The following is a 15,913-nucleotide window of genomic DNA, read 5'->3' as shown; positions in this document are numbered from 1 at the left end:
CCAGCCGCCGCCGCCGGGCCTCACCGTCGCATACAGGAATTCCCTCAGGATGAAGATTCTCGTCGCCTACAAGCGCGTGGTGGACTACAACGTCCGCATCCAGGTCAAGCCGGACGGGTCCGGCGTGGTCGCCGACGGCGTCAAGCTGTCCCCCAATCCCTTCGACGAGATCGCGCTGGAAGAAGCCCTGCGCCTGCGCGACAAGGGCATCGCCACGGAAGTCGTGGTCGCCACCATCGCCCCCGCCGACGCGCAGGCGCACCTGCGCAACGGCCTGGCCATGGGCGCCAACCGCGCCATCCACGTGGTCACCGACCAGGCCATCCAGCCGCTGACCGCCGCGCGCACCCTGCTGAAGCTGGTCGAGAAGGAATCGCCGGACCTGGTGATCCTCGGCAAGCAGGCCATCGACGACGACGCCAACCAGACCGGCCAGATGGTGGCCACGCTGTGGGGCCGTCCGCAGGCGACGTTCGCCGGCAAGCTCGACATCGCCGACGCCAAGGCCACGGTGGTCCGCGAGGTCGATGCCGGCCTGGAAACGCTCGAGGTCGACCTTCCCGCGGTCGTCACCACCGACCTGCGCCTCAACGAACCGCGCTTCATCAAGCTGCCCGACATCATGAAGGCCAAGAGCAAGCCGCTGGAAACGCTGCAGCTGGCCGACCTCGGCGTCGAATCCGCCGATACGCACAAGACCACGCACTACGCCCCGCCTGCCAAGCGCAGCAAGGGCGTCATGGTGAAGGACGCGGCCGAGCTGGTCGCCACACTCAAGCAGAAGGGGTTGCTGTAATGGCCAAGGTTCTCGTCATCGCCGAACACCTGGACGGCAAGCTCAACGCCTCCACCGCCAAGACCGTCAGCGCCGCCGCCTCCGTGAAGGCCGACGCCATCGACGTGGTGGTGCTGGCGGCCGACCCGACGGCCGTCGCCGCCGAGGCCGCGCAGATCGCGGGCGTCGCAAAGGTGTTGACCGTCGCGAACGTCGCCAATGCGAACGCCATCGCCCAGGTACTCGCCCCGCAGATCGCCAAGCTCGCCGCGGACTACACGCACGTGTTCGCGCCATCCACCACGTTCGGCAAGGACCTGCTGCCCTGCGTCGCCGCACTGCTCGGCGTCAACCAGGTCTCCGACCTGATGGCCGTGGAAGGCACGCACACCTTCAAGCGCCCGATCTACGCCGGCAACGCGATCATCACCGTCGAAACTCCGGCCGACCAGACCGTCGTCGCCACCGTGCGCACCGCATCTTGGCCGGAAGCTGCCAAGGGCGGCAGCGCGGCGATCGAGGCCACCAGCGTGGACGCTGCCCTGCCCACGCACACCCGCTACGTCGGCCTCGCCGCCGGCAAGTCCGACCGCCCCGACCTGCAGAGCGCCAAGCGCGTCGTCTCCGGCGGGCGCGGAGTGGGCTCGGCCGAGAACTTCAAGGTCATCTATGCGCTGGCCGACAAGCTGGGCGCCGCTGTCGGCGCCTCGCGCGCCGCCGTGGACGCCGGCTACGTACCGAACGAACTCCAGGTCGGCCAGACCGGCAAGATCATCGCGCCCGAACTGTACGTGGCCGTCGGCATTTCCGGCGCCATCCAGCACCTGACCGGCATCAAGGACGCCGGCACCATCGTGGCGATCAACAAGGATCCAGAATCCCCGATCTTCGAGATTGCGGATATCGGATTGGTGGGGGATTTGTTTCAGTTGCTGCCCGAACTTTCGTCCCATCTGAGTAACCGGTCGTAGATCACACAACAGCTGGACTTCTCTCACAAAGTTGCTGGCCGGGCGTAGAACAGCGATGCCCCACGGTCTCGGCTCGGCCAGAATGAAGGGCATCAGGCTAGAGACCTCCCGACTGACCTGTCCGCCGATTGAAATCCTGCCGGACGCCGTCCCGGCCCATACCGGATCACGGCATATCGAGACAATCTTTTGACAACCTCAACAGTTTCGATCTTTCTTCCAACATTCGCACGCCATGGTGACGGTTTCCTGCAAAGGGCAGTTGAAAGCGCGTTGCGGCAAACATGGCAGGACTTCGAATTGCTGGTGGTTGACGATGGGTCCACCGACGGGACTGCCGAGTACCTCCGCGCTGTGGCGGCGAGTGACGCCCGCGTGCGGCATATCCGCCTGCAGGAGAATACGGGGCTACCCGCCTATGCGCTTGCACAGGCGTATCCACTCGCGACAGGCAGTTACTTTGCCTGGCTTTTCGATGACTGCCAGCTGGAGCCGGACCACCTAGAGACCCTCGTGGCACGCCTGCAACGCGAGCCACAACTGGGGATGGTCTATGCTCAGGCGCGAGCGCAACTCATCGGAGACCGCAGCTTCATCATCGGCGGACCGCTGGATATGGACGCGATGCTGGGGGGTGCGAACTCGATTCCGAATACATGTGTCGTCCTACCGCGAAGTACGATCGACAAGATCGGCTGGTACGATCCGCACATCATCCTCAAGCGGCTTTGCGATTGGGATCTGTGGCTGCGCGTGGCCGCCGAGTTCGAGATCGGGTACGAGCCGAAGGTTCTCGCCACCGAGTTTGGCGTCGGCCTACCGGGGTCTCTCGGAAGGCTGAACCAGGAAAATGCTGCACTCGCCCTCAAGTACTCGCGCACGAACCGCAACCATCGTCTGGCTCCTACATCGCTTCGCCTCGAAGATGCTTGCAGCACCGACATCGGGATCGATCTCGAGCCAGCTGAGAATGCCGCACTTCAAAATGCGCTGCTCGAGCACCAAATGTTCACGCTTGATACCGTCGGGGCCATGAGAACGGCCTCCCGAATGAGGGCGCTTGGGCTTTTGGACCTCGACATCGCTCGCCGCGCCCGCAACAGGGCCAGAGAAACAGGCAAGAGCAAGATCGATTCCCTTTTCACCGCGATTGTCGGCTACACCAGAGAGCGCATCGAGAAAGACGCATCGTCGTTGATCCGTATGGAAGTTGCCGCACGTGATGCGCTGCGAGCAGCGGATCAGAGAACGGATGAACTGACCTCGATGTCAGCCAAGCTCGCCGAAGCTCAGGCAGAACTGAGTAGACTCGCGTCCGCTCTGGCAGACAGTCAGCATCGACCCGAGAAGTCTCCCGCCGACCACTTCGATGTCGAGCTCGCCCGAGAATTAGCCGAAACGAAGTACTCGCTCTTCATCTTCCGTGACGCCGCTGACCGGCGACTGGAGATGATCCGCGCACTCGAACAGCAACTTGCCGAGGCGCTTGAAGTCGGTAGCACCCAGCTGCCGGCGGAGGGCGAGCCCACACCGGCCGATCAGGTGAATCGATCGAAGCGCAACACTGGCAGGAAGCGAAAACCGCGATGAGCGGTGACCAGCCGGATTGGGGCAACATTCGGCGCGCTGCCGCCGACCCAGCAGCCAAATTCGTTGCGGGATTGAACTTGGTGGTAGACAGCGCGGGGCCGACCGCCACCCTGACTTCAAGCGTGCTTGAGAAATGCGTGCAGCCGGCAAGCCTGCATGTCAAATTGTGGAATCAGGCCTCCCAACACGATTACCACCTCCGACCCACGATGTTCTCAAGGGTATGCGCTCCTGAGTTCTCATGGCTTCCGGTTGCGTTGGCGCGGCGAGCAGCGCGTTACGCCTACTATCTCGACGACAATCTCTGGGAGTACCGCAGGGATAACGCACTGTCAGCCTATTACGCGAACCCCGCCGTACGACAGTCGCTGGCCCTTTTCATCCGCAACGCGACGATTGTCTTGGTCAGTTCGCCTCATCTCGCCAACCATCTGCGCGCCGAGTTCCCGAAGTCGAGAGTTGAGCATGTGCCCGCCTCTTTTGACTTCGACCTGCTGGCTGAGCGAGCGCCACATTCACGACAGGAGACTGCACCTGATCGACCTCTGCGCGTCGGCTATGCGGGCAGTGAGCGCGGTGGAGGGTTCAGCACTGTCGTCTCCGCCATTAAGCGTACGATCCTGAATCGCCCTGGCGCGTTCGAGTTTGAGTTCATAGGCCACATGCCTGAAGAGCTGAAGAACACACCAGGGGTCCGCCATTTCGAAAACATCTCGAACTACCGCCAGTTTCTTGACTTCAAACAGGCGCGAGGATGGGAGCTGGCGTTGGCGCCATTGGAGGACGATGCGTTCTCCAGATCAAAGACCAACAACAAATTTCGCGAGTACGGTGCCCTGGGAATTCCTGGGCTGTACAGCGACGTAGCTCCCTATGCCGACAGCGTCCAACATGCCCTGAGCGGCCTACTCGTCGGCCACGGAGAAGAAGATTGGACTAGCGCCCTCGAGTGGGCTCTCCAGCACCGGAAGACACTTCCCCAGATGGGAGGCCGAGCGAGGGAGCATGTCTGGCGTAAGCATCGTTTGCAGGTGGTCGCGCCACAATGGGCAGCGGTACTGGAGAGCGCCGCGCTTACGCCAACCACCGCCGCGATCAGTGGCTTCGAATGGCGTACGCTCCGCCTGCTCGGAAAGGTCAAGGGACGACTCGCCCGCCGATTCGCGGGTTAACGCCTTTGCTCACGCCGCGCCCTAGTCGAGACGCGGTGCGGAACGCAATGCGTAGAGACCCTGACGCTCATGGGGTTCTCTCGAAAACTCTCGGACGAAGATCGGGCTCTGGGATTCGCGCGCGAAGAACCTGACTCTCCAGCCCTTACCAAGCTTCGTTGGCGCCTTCATCTCGAAGTCGACCAATAGATCGGGATCGAGAGACTCGATAGGCAGCACCACATGATCATATATCTCATCCGCGGGACTCACGAGTTCCATACCCAGGTAACCTGCCAGCGTCGGAACGGTCGCCGCAAAAGCAACCCTCATACTCGACACCTCTGCACCCACTGATTTCACCGCATACTCAACGAAAGGGACGCCTTGCAGGTTCGCGCTGAGCTCATAGGTGACACCGGCGGCGCTCCCATGAATCTCCTGCGCGAACTCCAACGCCTCGGCATGGATCGGACCCACCGATGCATGGATCGGCGATCGCCGCAAATACATTGTGATGAGTCGATTGATCACCCTATGCACAAGGGCTCGTGATCTCGGGTTGCGATACGCCGAGCGTCCCTCTAGCATCAGAAGCCGTCGTCCGGACTCCTTCAACGCGTCCACCTGGCGGGCCAAGTGCTCGACTCGCAGTTCCAGCATTGCTTGCCTACGCGCGTGCCTCTCGGTAATCGCTGGGCCTGCATCAAGGGTTGGCGCCACTGCCGACAATATGCTGCGCCAAGCTTCGACCGCTTGCTCGAGGCTCAGTTCGTTTCGAACATGCGCATGGGCGTTCGCCGCAATGTAGCTTCGTAAGTCACGCGCCTCCACCAGACGCATGATCGCTCCAACCCAAGACTGCTTATCGTTGTCGACGAGGAACCCGGTTCGCCCCTCTTCGACGACAGCTTCGTAGGGATCAATCCGTGTGTACACGCCGGCGATATGGCAGGCGCCATAATCGCGATATTTGGTCGGCAGCTTGGCCCGATTGAAGTCGCTTATCTCAAGGGGAGCCAACCCGATGTCCCAGTGACGCGTCGCCAGCGTTCTCAGCGAATCACGTGAGGAAGCACTGAATGGAATGAAACTTGTGTTGGGAAGGCCTTCGAGTCGTGCCGTACGTGGCCCAAAGAACTCGAAGCGCGCCTGGGGCACCAAACGTGCAACTTCGTGCAGCGCATCCAGCAAAGTTTCCAGCGCCTTGGAGTGATCCGCGGACCCGAAAAAGCCTATAGTCACTGCGCCCGGATCACGCGTCCCTGTCTGCGGGAGATCGTCTAGTTGAGAAAAGTCGAATCCGTAGTGGTGTCGGACCACGTTCGCATTGTAGGCCTTCGAACGCTGCTCAATGCGCAGCGTTGATGCCTTAACCAAGTCTGCGCTGGACAACAATTCCTCAAGCCCTTTGAGGATGACAGGGTCCTTGTGATACTTGGCTACCGCACCAATGGAATCGGGGATGACAAAAAAATCGTCGTCCCATGAGAACACTACGGGCAACCCGTAGTCGTTCCTCGCACGTCGAGCAGCAAGCAAGGTCGGCGGGTCGCTCAGTCTGCTGATAACCAGCAGGTCCGCCCACGCCAAGTCTTCAGGAGTGACCTCTGCACCATCTTTGGTCCGCCATTCCAGCTTACCCTCCGATTCCAGTTGCTCGAAGGGAAGCGTGATATCGATCGCGGTGGTTGCGATAGGCGCCGCGATCACCAGCACTTTTCTGCGTGGCTCGATAGCCGAGCGCATGAGATCGAGATATTTCCTGGCGACATTCGGAAGGCCATATCGATGTCTAACATCTGCAATCGCATTAACGGCGATACGATCGGCAAGAGTCTTGTCTTGGATCAGTCGCGTTAGACAGTCCCGCCAATCAGAATGACTACCTGCGACCAGACCGTTGTAACCGTCAATTACCGATCGCCAATAAGGCGGAGCATCCGCGTAAACCGCCGGTATTCCGAGCGCTGCGTATTCTCGATACTTGTTGTCCGTCTTCGCGTCGTTCGCCGGCGAGCGCAGCAATGGGGCGATTCCGACGTCCCAGCACCTGCCAAGAACGAACTCGTAGTATTTCTGGATGCCCGGCAGCGAAGGAAAATGGGATACCCTTGGGTTCGCCGCCAATAGTTCAGAACGAACACCTATCAGCTCTATACGTACTTGCGGGTACTCTTCCATCAAACCAAGCAGTACAGGAGCGATATCCTCGATATCGGTGCTGTGCAACAACGAGGCGGCATATCCGATACATACATCAGCTTTAGAGGCGGCGCTTCCGCCTACCGCACTTCGGATCTCGCCAATGCTTTCAAGGCTCGCGATAGCAGGCGGAACGACAACATTGCGTTGCCTGGGAAGGATCTTCCGTTTCAAAACATTCGAGAACGCCCATACCTGATCGCAAAGACCACAAATGTCGAGTAGTCGCGGCCACGCCCCTGAGTCGCGGTAGTGGCGCCCCAAGGGGGTGGCCGGATCTAGGCTCTCGAAGTCGTCATCGATCGCGTAAACAACCGGAAGGCTTCTGGCTCTGGCTGCCTTGACGAGAGCCAGCGCGTTTGCCTGGCATGCGCGCATCAGTACAAGAAGATCGCAACGATCCAGCTCCCGCCCAATGCCATCGGCATCTTCGATCGTATGCAAGCTGAACTCTATCTCGCCCTCGTTGGCGAGGTACGACAAGGGGCGCTCGAGCACTAATTCGACAGACGGGATCATTCCGTCCGCTACGGCCAGAACCCTGAATTTCGCCCCTGCCATCACACCCCCCAAAACAGCTTCGTTAACCGCGTGCGGGACACGAGCCGATGCCCGCACCCCGGATATGGCTCAGTCCGCGACTTTCGCCGTGCGTCCAGTAGCGCACAGTAGGATCTTCTCACCCACGCGTTGCGCAACCTGCACATTGTATTGACCAGCCGGAACCTCGCTAAGACCAGCGGTCACTGCGAAGGCCGCATCGTCCAAGGATGCGTCACCTAACCTCACACCCAATCCCTGTCGATTGCCGAGGGTAAGCGCAACGAAATAGGATGCTTCTCCACCAGACTCCAGCTTCAGATAGGCGGAGGTGGGTTTGGATTTTTCCTGGCGATCGAGAATCCAACCTTCGATAAGCTGCGTCTTGGAGCGAGACAATGGAATCTCGGCGCCTTGCGGCACTTCTGGCGTCGCTTCGATGCCGCATTCCCCGCCACCCACCACTGCACCCTGCAGATCCGCAGGGAGCGCAGGGCCGAACTGGCTGGCCGTCGCCTCGGGCGGCGCAGGAACTGTTTCCGTGACAGGCTCCACGGGAGTGGCAGGAGCGGCCGTGTCGGGCGCTTGCGCCGGCGTGCCTGCTTGCTGCGTGCACGCGCTGGCCATCGCCGCGATAGCAATTGCGACGACCAACGGGCTGCGGTGTTTCTCGATCGCATTCAGAAGAATTTTCATGCCTTAGTCTCCATGGACAGATAACGGGGAATTACTGAATCAGCAGGGCCATCTTCAACGATAGCGCCTTTTTCGATCCATACGATCCGATTGCACAGGGATCTGACCAGATCCAGATTGTGAGATGTAAAAACCAGGACACGACCTCGATCCATAAGCTCGCGCATGCGTCTGCCGGACTTTACCGAGAAATGCTGATCGCCAGCACCGAACGCTTCATCGATGAGCAAGATATCCGGGTCAATAGAGGTCGCCGTGGAGAACGCCAACCGAATGAACATGCCGCTGGAGTACGTCCGAACGGGTTGGCTCAAGGCCTCGCCAAGCTCAGAGAACTCCACAATGCTAGGCATGGTCTCTTTGATCCGTTGCCATTCCATTCCCTGCAGCAAGGAACGAATCCGTACGTTCTCATACCCACTAAGCTCCATTTCGAATCCTGTCGCGAACTCGAAGAGCGGGGCTACGGTGCCTTGTACTCGAGCAGTTCCAGAGGTTGGCGGCAGGATGCCGGCCAGCACCCGCAGCAACGTGCTCTTTCCGGCGCCGTTTGGGCCAATGATACCGACGCGTTCGCCGTCCTGAATACTAAGATCGATGCCGTTCAGTGCTCGCTTGTGCGGAACCGTAGTTCTTCTGAGCAGTCGCCTGGCGATACCCAAACTGTTTTCCAGCGGATAGTCGACGACGACTCGCTCCACACGAATGGCCTCGCTACTCATAGCGCGTACACCAGGCGGGAGTCCAGACGCTTGCAGAACGGCATGACCACCAGCGCGAGCACCATGACGTAGCCAAGCGCCCCACCCCAGATTTCCAGAGTTGGCGGCGATCCCGTCAACAGGGGGTGCCGTACCACCTCCAGTAGGTAGTAGAAAGGATTGAACTGATACACAGCCCCCAGACCGCGTTCCTCCAGCATCTTTGCTGGAAAAATAATAGGCGTGACAAAGAAAATAACATTCATCAGGCTGCTCATCGCATGCGGAAAATCGCGGATGTAGGGTGTGATGTATGCGCTCAGAAACGCGTGGAAGGTCGCAGCCGCGACTAGCAGGAACAGGCCGGGCAACGCGAGTGCGAGCCCCGCAATGCTGAAGTGGCCGAAGACAGCGATCACGACCACGCAGACGAGCAGCGAGAAGGACAGCGTGATGGTCTGAGCCAGCAACGTCCGATAGATGTAGACCTGTTTAGGTAGATTGAATTGCTTCACATAGCCTGCCGACCCCAGAAAACTGCCACTGGACTCGACGAAACTAGCCGTTATGTAACCCCACAGCGCGAAGCCCACTGTCAGAAACGGCACAAACGTACGGGTGTCCAGCTGGAACAGCCGCGCATAAATGAGTCCGACCCCGCCCGCCCAGATCGCGAAACTCACCACAATCCAGGCAGCGCCCAGACTGGACCGCGCAAACTTCCCCCGCAAGTCGTTGATCGCGAGATAACCCCAGACTCGCCAAAGTCTGAGGCCATTCAGAACATCACGATGGAATACGCCCGACTGCCTCATTGGGCGAACTCCAGACCCCCGCCATCCACGCCGCTCGAGCGAGCGCTGGAGGGCATTAGCATCGTGATCAGACCATCGCGCGAACCCGTTCCGGAAAACCCAACCGACTCGTACAGACGGATGGCCCGCTCGTTGTCCTCAAATACTTCCAGATGGACTTCATGGAGCCCGAGGTTCTCGAAGGTCCAGTCCAACGTCAGTATCAGGGCCTCCCTGAAGAGACCCTTTCCGCGCAAATCGGGCGCGGAGAGAAAGCGACCCACCTCCGCGCGCATGTTGGCCTCGTCGAAGTTGTAGACCGACGTTTGACCCACGGGTTCGCCATCATGCGTTTCGGCAAAGAACATGCAATCGGGCGATGCGCTCTCCGAATAACGTTGGAACCAGGATATGTGCGCATCCATTTGAAGAAGCCCCTGCGACTTGAACCACTTGCGCGAACGCTCGTCGTTTCGCCACGTCAGCGTGTTCACCAGATCGTCCTCGGATAGCGGACGAAGACGAATCATCTGACCAGAGGCACACACAACGCCATCCGTGAGGAACGGGTTCATTTTGCGTACTGTGCGATAAGGGTGGCGACCTTTTGTACATCGTTGTGGGTCAAGCCCATATGCATCGGCAAGGAGAGGATCTCCGTACTAGCCTTGGCGGCATTGGGACACGTGCCCGCCCCGAACTTGTACATGCTGTACTCGGTATTGTCGCGGTAGTGCACACCCGGATAGATCTCGTTCTCGTTGAGGGCCAGCATCAACTCATCGCGATTGTTGACGCGAACCTGGAACAGGTGCGTGGCGCTTTCGATGCCTGGCTGCATGGGAATGAGACGTACTTGGCTCGCGTCCGCCAGATACTGGCGATACCACTTCGCCAACTGGCGCCGATACGCATTATCCTGATCGAGGTAACGCAACTGCACCAACCCTATGGCCGCCATGATCGAATTGCCGTGGAACTTGTAGCCGACGCGCTCGACGTCATACATCCATTTGTAAGCACCCTGCGATGCCGTGCGCGCGTAGGTATCCTTGTTGATACCTAGCCAAGAGAGCTTGCGTACCTCTTCGTCATCTTGCTGGTCGGCAAAGCAGATCATGCCGGAATCGGCGGTGGGCAAGTTCTTGACTGCTTGGAAACTGAAGACGGTGACGTCGGCGTCATGGCCAACCTGCCGCCCGCCCACGCGTGTACCCGCCATGTGCGCGGCATCGAGGATCACGGCTATGCCCTTCTCGCGGCATAGCTTGACGATCTCCGCATATTTGCCCGTATTGCCACCCAACCCCACGAACATCACAGCACGTGTCTTGTCAGTAATGCGCTCACGGACGCTTTGCGGATCCAGACACAAAGTCTCGTCCACGTCAGCGAAGACAGGAGTCAGGCCGTTGTAGACGATCGCGTGATTCGACGACACGAAGGTCAGGGGCGTCGCGATGACTTCATCTCCCGGCTGCCAGCCATGGCGACGACCCAGTATTTCCAACGCCAGTTGGAGGCCGACCGTATTGGAACTCAGGAAATGAGCATGCGGTAGCCCCGTGTAGATTTTCCAATCTTCCTCAAACGCCACGGTCTTGAAACCCAACCCCGTCCATCCCTTCTCGAGGCACTCACGAATTTCAGCGAGGCATTCGTCGACACGGAATTTCGGTACAAACAATTGAATAGCCATTCTCTACTCCACATTCTGGCGTTTTTAGGTGACTACCCCATCCACGGGCAGCTCAAAAAAGTTAATTGAAACAGATACTTTCAGGCCACGCAGGCCACTTTGATAGTCTACAGGCTCGATCCTAGACTCAGATATATGTCGGCCTTCAGATCCGCTAGGACTTCAACCCCCACACTCAATCTGACCAGCCCATCTGTGATGCCCAAAGCGTCCCGTCGCACGACGGGCACCGACGCATGCGTCATCACCGCAGGATGATTCACCAAGCTCTCCACACCACCCAGCGATTCCGCTAGCGTGAATAGCGTCGTGTTCTCGCAAAACTTCCTCGCAGCGTCGAATCCACCCTTCAGAACGATGGAAATGATGCCGCCGTAACCGTGCATCTGCTTCGCCGCGAGCCCATGCTGGGGATGAGAGGCGAGCCCCGGGTAGATCACTTTCTCGATCGCCGGATGCGTCTCCAGCCACTGCGCCAACGCCATCGCGTTCTCGCAATGCGCCTTCATCCGCAGGTGCAGGGTCTTCAAGCCACGCAGCGCGAGGAAGCTGTCGAACGGCCCCTGCACGGCCCCGATGGAGTTCTGCAGGAACGCCATCTGTTCGGCCAGTTCCGCATCGTCTCCCACCACCACCATGCCGCCGACCATGTCGGAGTGGCCGTTGAGGTACTTGGTGGCCGAATGCATGACGATGTCCGCACCCAGCGCGAGCGGGCGCTGCAGGATGGGGGAGGCGAAGGTGTTGTCGACGACCACGCGCAGGCCGCGCTTGTGCGCGATGTCGCAGATGGCCGCGATGTCGACGATCTTCAGCATGGGATTGGTCGGGGTTTCCACCCACACCATTCGCGTTGCCGGGGTGATGGCGGACTCGAACGCCGCCAGGTCGGTCAGGTCGACGAAGCTGAAATCCAGCGCGGCGGTGCGCTTGCGCACGCGCTCGAACAGTCGGTAGCTGCCGCCGTAGAGGTCGTCCATCGCGATGACATGGCTGCCGCTGTCCAGCAGTTCCAGCACGGTCGAGGTGGCCGCCATGCCGGAGGCGAAGGCGAAACCGCGACTGCCGCCTTCTAGTGCCGCCACGCAGCGCTCGTAGGCGAAGCGCGTCGGATTGTGCGTTCGCGAATACTCGAACCCCTGGTGCACGCCCGGGCTGCTCTGGGCATATGTGGACGTGGCATAGATGGGCGGCATGACCGCGCCGGTGCTGGGGTCCGGAGACTGCCCACCATGAATAGCCAGTGTGCCCAGGGCAAGGTCGCCGGGCGCCCCACTGGCGGGGGTCGAAGAGTGCGCCATGTTCATGTTCCTTCAAACAGCCGGACATTCTACCAGCCGGGTCTTAACGTACCGTCCATGCGAAACTCCGCCCGCCGACCGACGGGCGTCGCTCCTACTGTGCGCGGCGTCGCAGGTAATTCAGCAGATCGATGCGGGTGATCAGGCCCAGGAAAGCGTCACCGTCGGTGATGATGGCCACTTGGCCCCGGTCGAACACCGGCAGCAGCGCCTCGATCGGCGACCGGACATCGAGTCGGTCCAGCTTGCTGACCATCGCCGTCAAGACGGGGTCGCGGAAACGCGCCTCGTCGCCGTACACATGCAGCAGCACGTCGCTTTCGTCGACGATGCCGGCCAGCTTGTCGCCCTCCATTACCGGCAGCTGGGAGACGTCGTACAGCTTCATGCGCTGGTAAGCGGTGGTCAGCAGATCGGTGGGACTGACCACGACCGTATCCCGCTGACTGTAAGGGCGCAGGATCAGGTCGCGCAGGTCGCCGTGCTGGGGACGCTCGATGAAGCCGTTGTCCAGCATCCAGTAGTCGTTGTACATCTTCGACAGGTACTTGTTGCCGGTGTCGCAGACGAACACGAGCACGCGCTTCGGCGTGGTCTGCTCGCGGCAATACTTGAGCGCCGCCGCCAGCAGGGTGCCGGTGGACGAGCCGCCCAGGATGCCCTCCTTCGCCAGCAGCTCGCGAGCGGTGTGGAAACTCTCCGCGTCGCTGATCGCGTAGGCCTTCTTGACCCGGCTGAAATCCGAGATCTGCGGCAGGAAGTCTTCGCCGATGCCCTCCACCAGCCAGCTGCCCGACTTCGTGCTGAGCGTGCCTTCGTTGATGTACTGCGTCAGGATCGATCCGACGGGATCGGCCAGTACCATTTCGGTCTGCGGCGATTGCTCCGCGAAGCAGCGCGACAGGCCGGTCATGGTGCCGGAACTACCGCAGCCGAAGACGATGGCATCCAGCCGGCCGTCCATCTGGCGCAGGATTTCAGGGCCGGTACCGTACTCGTGCGCGGCCGGATTGTCGGGGTTGCCGAACTGGTTGATGAAGTAGGCGCCGGGTGTCTCGCGCGCGATGCGCTCGGCCAGGTCCTGATAATACTCAGGGTGCCCCTTGGCGACGTCCGAACGGGTCAGGATGACCTCGGCGCCCATCGCCTTGAGGTTGAAGATCTTCTCCCGGCTCATCTTGTCCGGGACCACCAGCATCAGCTTGTAACCCTTCTGCTGCGCGACCAGCGCCAGGCCGATGCCGGTATTGCCGGCCGTGCCCTCGACGAGGGTGGCGCCAGGCTTCAGGTCGCCGCGCTTTTCGGCGGCCTCGATCATCGACATGCCGATGCGGTCCTTGATGGACCCGCCGGGGTTGGCGCTCTCGAGTTTCAGGTAGAGGGTGCAGAGCCCGGTGTCGAGGCGCTTGGCCTGGACGATCGGCGTGTCGCCAATCAGCTCGAGTACGGAAGAGTGGATCGCCATGCGGCCGTGCATCCGGTGCGGTACGGGCCCGGATTATCGCACTTGGGTGACGCGGACGGCGACGGCCGACGAGGAGGCCGCCGCCGCCCGCGACGAGAAAGTGAGGCGCCTAGTGCGGTTTGGCGTCGTAGATCCGGAGCAATCGCTCCTTCGCGTGCAGCTTTTCGCGCTTCATCTGGCCGAGCAGGGTGTCATCGATGGGCAGCACGCCGAGTTCGGCGTCGGTGACCTTCTTGTCCAGCTCGCGGTGGCGCTGGTAGAGCTGCTTGAACTCCGGATCGGCCTTGATGAGCGCATCAATGTCGGCCTGCGGTTGACCTTCGAACATGATCATTACCTCCTTCAGCGGAAATACGAACGCCCCGGCCTTCACAGGCACGGGGCGTTGGCTTGGGAGCGGAGCCTCTGGCCGGCGGCACCGGTGCGTCCCGCCAGGACGCCCACGGCCAGCTGCTTGCCGGCGGCGGTCTCCAGGGGTATCGGAACGGGCGTCATCGGGTCGATTCTCCGGTGAGCCAAGCGACGGGAGTCGCTTGGGAATATGACCCTACTCCTCGACCAGCAGGCCGGCAAGCGCGATGTCAAGTCATTGATTCTGAAAGGAAACCGCACGCGGGACAATGTTCAGGCTATTCGCCGGGAAGCCAGAAAGGTTCATCCAAGCTCATGATTTTCAAGGGAAAATCAGTGCGTGATGATCATTTCCAGCGCCCGAGCCTTGGTACCCGTACCTTTCGCGATGCTCTGCAGGCGCGACTTCTGCACCCCGGCCGCCGTCAGCGCGTCGCGCAAGGCATCCGCACGACGCTGCCCCGGCGTCTGGTTGTCGCCGTAGCCCTCGATCCGGGCGCGCGCCTTGGGGTTGGCTTGCAAATACGCGGCCAGTGCGCTCGCGGTGGATGTGCCGCCGCCCGATAGCTTGGCGGAATTGCCAGCGAACACGTTGGCGCCCAGCGTGAATACCTCGCCCCGCGCCTCGAACTTCGAGGCAGGCAACTTGGCCCCGGACACCAGCTCGGCCTCTTCGCGGGCGAGTTTCAGCTCCCGCTGGCGAGCGGCACTCAATCGGTTGGCCTGCTGGCCTGCCACGGTATCGAGGGTGGTCTCGGCCTCCTGCCGCGCCAGTGCCTCGGCCTCGGCGGCCAGCCGCAGGCGTTCGGTTTCCTCGGCCTGGATCTGCGCCTGCACGCGAAGACGTTCGGCCTCGCGCCGGGCACGCTCGGCCTCGCGTCGGCTCGCCTCGACCAGCAGTTCGCTGCGCGTACGGTCCAGGCGATCGGCCTCGCGGCGTGCCGCCTGGGTCCGCGCGGCGATCTCGGCGATCTCGACCCGACGTTCGGCCACGAACTGCAGGGTTTCGCGTTGACTGCGACGGCCCTTGTACAGCGCCGTCACCGCATGCTGCGCCTGCAATTTCTCGTACGCCGCGTGCTCGCTCAGGACGGGATCGGACTGCAGTGCCGCCAGGCGCTGGCTGAGCTGGGCGACCACCGGGTTGTCGGCGGCGATCGCGGTGGCCGCCACCAAGGGCAGCACTAGGGCCAGCGACAGCCGAACCATGCGGTCGTAAGCGCTCATCGACCGCCCTCCCCGAGCTGGCGCTGCAGGTCCGCGATCTCCGCGCGGCGCTGGTCCACATCCGCCATGGCGACGGCCTCCTCGCTGCGCGCGCGCGCCAGATCGGCGTCCGCGGCGGCGCGCACGGCGAAATCGAGGGCCTCCTTCTTGCTGCGCGTGGCCTGCGCCTGCGCGAGCGACTGGCGGGCCGCCGCCAGCGGCGCGGGTGCGTACTGGTCCGCATCGGCCTGGTCGGCACGCTGCACCGCCTTGATCGCCGCTTCCAGTTCGGGGGTCGGCGCGTTCTGGGCGAACGCCGGCGACAGCACGATTGCCGCTACTGCGGCGGCCATCACATGCAGGGGCCTGCGGAAGTGTGCGAAGCTAACAGTCATTGGGGTGCCGTGACGTTGAGGGGTACGCGCGGCCATTGTCTGTAGCCTTCGGCGCCGTTGCAACGTGTGCCGC

The 15,913-nt window shown here is 61.3% G+C and carries 16 protein-coding genes; 4 read left to right on the top strand and 12 right to left on the bottom strand.

Annotation, left to right across the window (positions count from 1 at the left end; genetic code table 11):
* The first annotated feature begins 49 nt into the window (after positions 1-49).
* The 4 genes from ACSQ19_RS10575 to ACSQ19_RS10560 all read left to right on the top strand — a co-directional run bounded on the left by ACSQ19_RS10575 (position 50) and on the right by ACSQ19_RS10560 (position 4,508).
* The gene (locus ACSQ19_RS10575) at positions 50-796 is read left to right on the top strand and encodes an electron transfer flavoprotein subunit beta/FixA family protein (protein WP_435996851.1); all 747 of its coding nucleotides are present in this window, start codon (positions 50-52) and stop codon (positions 794-796) included.
* Complete coding sequence (locus ACSQ19_RS10570; RefSeq protein ID WP_435996849.1) at positions 796-1,746, top strand: electron transfer flavoprotein subunit alpha/FixB family protein; 951 nt, start codon at positions 796-798, stop codon at positions 1,744-1,746. The genes ACSQ19_RS10575 and ACSQ19_RS10570 overlap by 1 nt, the downstream gene beginning before the upstream one ends.
* A 189-nt stretch (positions 1,747-1,935) precedes the next feature.
* Positions 1,936-3,336 carry a glycosyltransferase family 2 protein gene (locus ACSQ19_RS10565; RefSeq protein ID WP_435996847.1) on the top strand — a complete coding sequence of 467 codons (1,401 nt, stop codon included), beginning with the start codon at positions 1,936-1,938 and terminating at the stop codon, positions 3,334-3,336.
* Positions 3,333-4,508 carry a hypothetical protein gene (locus tag ACSQ19_RS10560; RefSeq protein WP_435996845.1) on the top strand — a complete coding sequence of 392 codons (1,176 nt, stop codon included), beginning with the start codon at positions 3,333-3,335 and terminating at the stop codon, positions 4,506-4,508. Before ACSQ19_RS10565 ends, ACSQ19_RS10560 begins: the two co-directional genes overlap by 4 nt.
* 21 nt (positions 4,509-4,529) lie before the next feature.
* Here ACSQ19_RS10560 and ACSQ19_RS10555 read toward each other — a convergent pair whose 3' ends face one another.
* The 12 genes from ACSQ19_RS10555 to ACSQ19_RS10500 all read right to left on the bottom strand — a co-directional run bounded on the left by ACSQ19_RS10555 (position 4,530) and on the right by ACSQ19_RS10500 (position 15,840).
* Positions 4,530-7,253, bottom strand: a complete 2,724-nt coding sequence (locus ACSQ19_RS10555) for a glycosyltransferase (RefSeq protein ID WP_435996843.1) — start codon at positions 7,251-7,253, stop codon at positions 4,530-4,532.
* Positions 7,254-7,322: 69 nt separating this feature from the next.
* Complete coding sequence (locus ACSQ19_RS10550; protein WP_435996841.1) at positions 7,323-7,928, bottom strand: hypothetical protein; 606 nt, start codon at positions 7,926-7,928, stop codon at positions 7,323-7,325.
* Positions 7,925-8,650: an ABC transporter ATP-binding protein gene (locus ACSQ19_RS10545; RefSeq protein WP_435996839.1), complete on the bottom strand. Its 726-nt coding sequence runs from the start codon at positions 8,648-8,650 to the stop codon at positions 7,925-7,927. The genes ACSQ19_RS10550 and ACSQ19_RS10545 overlap by 4 nt, the downstream gene beginning before the upstream one ends.
* A complete protein-coding gene (locus ACSQ19_RS10540) occupies positions 8,647-9,444 on the bottom strand; it encodes an ABC transporter permease (RefSeq protein ID WP_435996837.1) in 798 nt (265 codons plus the stop codon). The genes ACSQ19_RS10545 and ACSQ19_RS10540 overlap by 4 nt, the downstream gene beginning before the upstream one ends.
* Positions 9,441-9,998, bottom strand: a complete 558-nt coding sequence (locus tag ACSQ19_RS10535) for a GNAT family N-acetyltransferase (RefSeq protein ID WP_435996835.1) — start codon at positions 9,996-9,998, stop codon at positions 9,441-9,443. The genes ACSQ19_RS10540 and ACSQ19_RS10535 overlap by 4 nt, the downstream gene beginning before the upstream one ends.
* Entirely contained in the window at positions 9,995-11,122 is a 1,128-nt protein-coding gene (locus tag ACSQ19_RS10530) for a DegT/DnrJ/EryC1/StrS family aminotransferase (protein WP_435996833.1), read from the bottom strand. Before ACSQ19_RS10530 ends, ACSQ19_RS10535 begins: the two co-directional genes overlap by 4 nt.
* A gap of 107 nt (positions 11,123-11,229) precedes the next feature.
* Positions 11,230-12,423, bottom strand: a complete 1,194-nt coding sequence (locus ACSQ19_RS10525) for a cystathionine gamma-synthase (RefSeq protein ID WP_435996831.1) — start codon at positions 12,421-12,423, stop codon at positions 11,230-11,232.
* 94 nt (positions 12,424-12,517) lie between these two features.
* Complete coding sequence (locus tag ACSQ19_RS10520; RefSeq protein ID WP_435996829.1) at positions 12,518-13,888, bottom strand: pyridoxal-phosphate dependent enzyme; 1,371 nt, start codon at positions 13,886-13,888, stop codon at positions 12,518-12,520.
* Positions 13,889-13,997: 109 nt separating this feature from the next.
* Complete coding sequence (locus tag ACSQ19_RS10515; protein WP_055940917.1) at positions 13,998-14,216, bottom strand: YdcH family protein; 219 nt, start codon at positions 14,214-14,216, stop codon at positions 13,998-14,000.
* 41 nt (positions 14,217-14,257) lie between these two features.
* On the bottom strand, positions 14,258-14,383 hold the full coding sequence (locus tag ACSQ19_RS10510; RefSeq protein ID WP_296279532.1) for a hypothetical protein: 126 nt from the start codon (positions 14,381-14,383) through the stop codon (positions 14,258-14,260).
* A 189-nt stretch (positions 14,384-14,572) separates the two neighbouring features.
* Complete coding sequence (locus ACSQ19_RS10505; protein WP_435996826.1) at positions 14,573-15,466, bottom strand: hypothetical protein; 894 nt, start codon at positions 15,464-15,466, stop codon at positions 14,573-14,575.
* The gene (locus tag ACSQ19_RS10500; RefSeq protein ID WP_296279832.1) at positions 15,463-15,840 is read right to left on the bottom strand and encodes a DUF4398 domain-containing protein; all 378 of its coding nucleotides are present in this window, start codon (positions 15,838-15,840) and stop codon (positions 15,463-15,465) included. Before ACSQ19_RS10500 ends, ACSQ19_RS10505 begins: the two co-directional genes overlap by 4 nt.
* Positions 15,841-15,913: the final 73 nt, after the last annotated feature.

This window comes from Pseudoxanthomonas sp. LjRoot127 (assembly GCF_964253495.1).
In the GTDB taxonomy this organism is placed as follows: Bacteria; Pseudomonadota; Gammaproteobacteria; order Xanthomonadales; family Xanthomonadaceae; genus Pseudoxanthomonas_A.
Note: the sequence above shows the minus strand (reverse complement) of the source record. Positions and strands in the feature narration are given on the sequence as shown.

Bases quoted from the DNA above. Each gene is read 5' to 3' on its own strand.
- ACSQ19_RS10525 (WP_435996831.1), bottom strand. From the start codon at position 12,423: ATGGCGCACTCTTCGACCCCCGCCAGTGGGGCGCCCGGCGACCTTGCC.
- ACSQ19_RS10510 (WP_296279532.1), bottom strand. From the start codon at position 14,383: ATGACGCCCGTTCCGATACCCCTGGAGACCGCCGCCGGCAAGCAGCTG.
- ACSQ19_RS10545 (WP_435996839.1), bottom strand. From the start codon at position 8,650: ATGAGTAGCGAGGCCATTCGTGTGGAGCGAGTCGTCGTCGACTATCCG.
- ACSQ19_RS10575 (WP_435996851.1), top strand. From the start codon at position 50: ATGAAGATTCTCGTCGCCTACAAGCGCGTGGTGGACTACAACGTCCGC.
- ACSQ19_RS10570 (WP_435996849.1), top strand. From the start codon at position 796: ATGGCCAAGGTTCTCGTCATCGCCGAACACCTGGACGGCAAGCTCAAC.
- ACSQ19_RS10535 (WP_435996835.1), bottom strand. From the start codon at position 9,998: ATGAACCCGTTCCTCACGGATGGCGTTGTGTGTGCCTCTGGTCAGATG.
- ACSQ19_RS10555 (WP_435996843.1), bottom strand. From the start codon at position 7,253: ATGGCAGGGGCGAAATTCAGGGTTCTGGCCGTAGCGGACGGAATGATC.
- ACSQ19_RS10550 (WP_435996841.1), bottom strand. From the start codon at position 7,928: ATGAAAATTCTTCTGAATGCGATCGAGAAACACCGCAGCCCGTTGGTC.
- ACSQ19_RS10520 (WP_435996829.1), bottom strand. From the start codon at position 13,888: ATGGCGATCCACTCTTCCGTACTCGAGCTGATTGGCGACACGCCGATC.
- ACSQ19_RS10500 (WP_296279832.1), bottom strand. From the start codon at position 15,840: ATGACTGTTAGCTTCGCACACTTCCGCAGGCCCCTGCATGTGATGGCC.
- ACSQ19_RS10530 (WP_435996833.1), bottom strand. From the start codon at position 11,122: ATGGCTATTCAATTGTTTGTACCGAAATTCCGTGTCGACGAATGCCTC.
- ACSQ19_RS10540 (WP_435996837.1), bottom strand. From the start codon at position 9,444: ATGAGGCAGTCGGGCGTATTCCATCGTGATGTTCTGAATGGCCTCAGA.
- ACSQ19_RS10560 (WP_435996845.1), top strand. From the start codon at position 3,333: ATGAGCGGTGACCAGCCGGATTGGGGCAACATTCGGCGCGCTGCCGCC.
- ACSQ19_RS10505 (WP_435996826.1), bottom strand. From the start codon at position 15,466: ATGAGCGCTTACGACCGCATGGTTCGGCTGTCGCTGGCCCTAGTGCTG.
- ACSQ19_RS10515 (WP_055940917.1), bottom strand. From the start codon at position 14,216: ATGTTCGAAGGTCAACCGCAGGCCGACATTGATGCGCTCATCAAGGCC.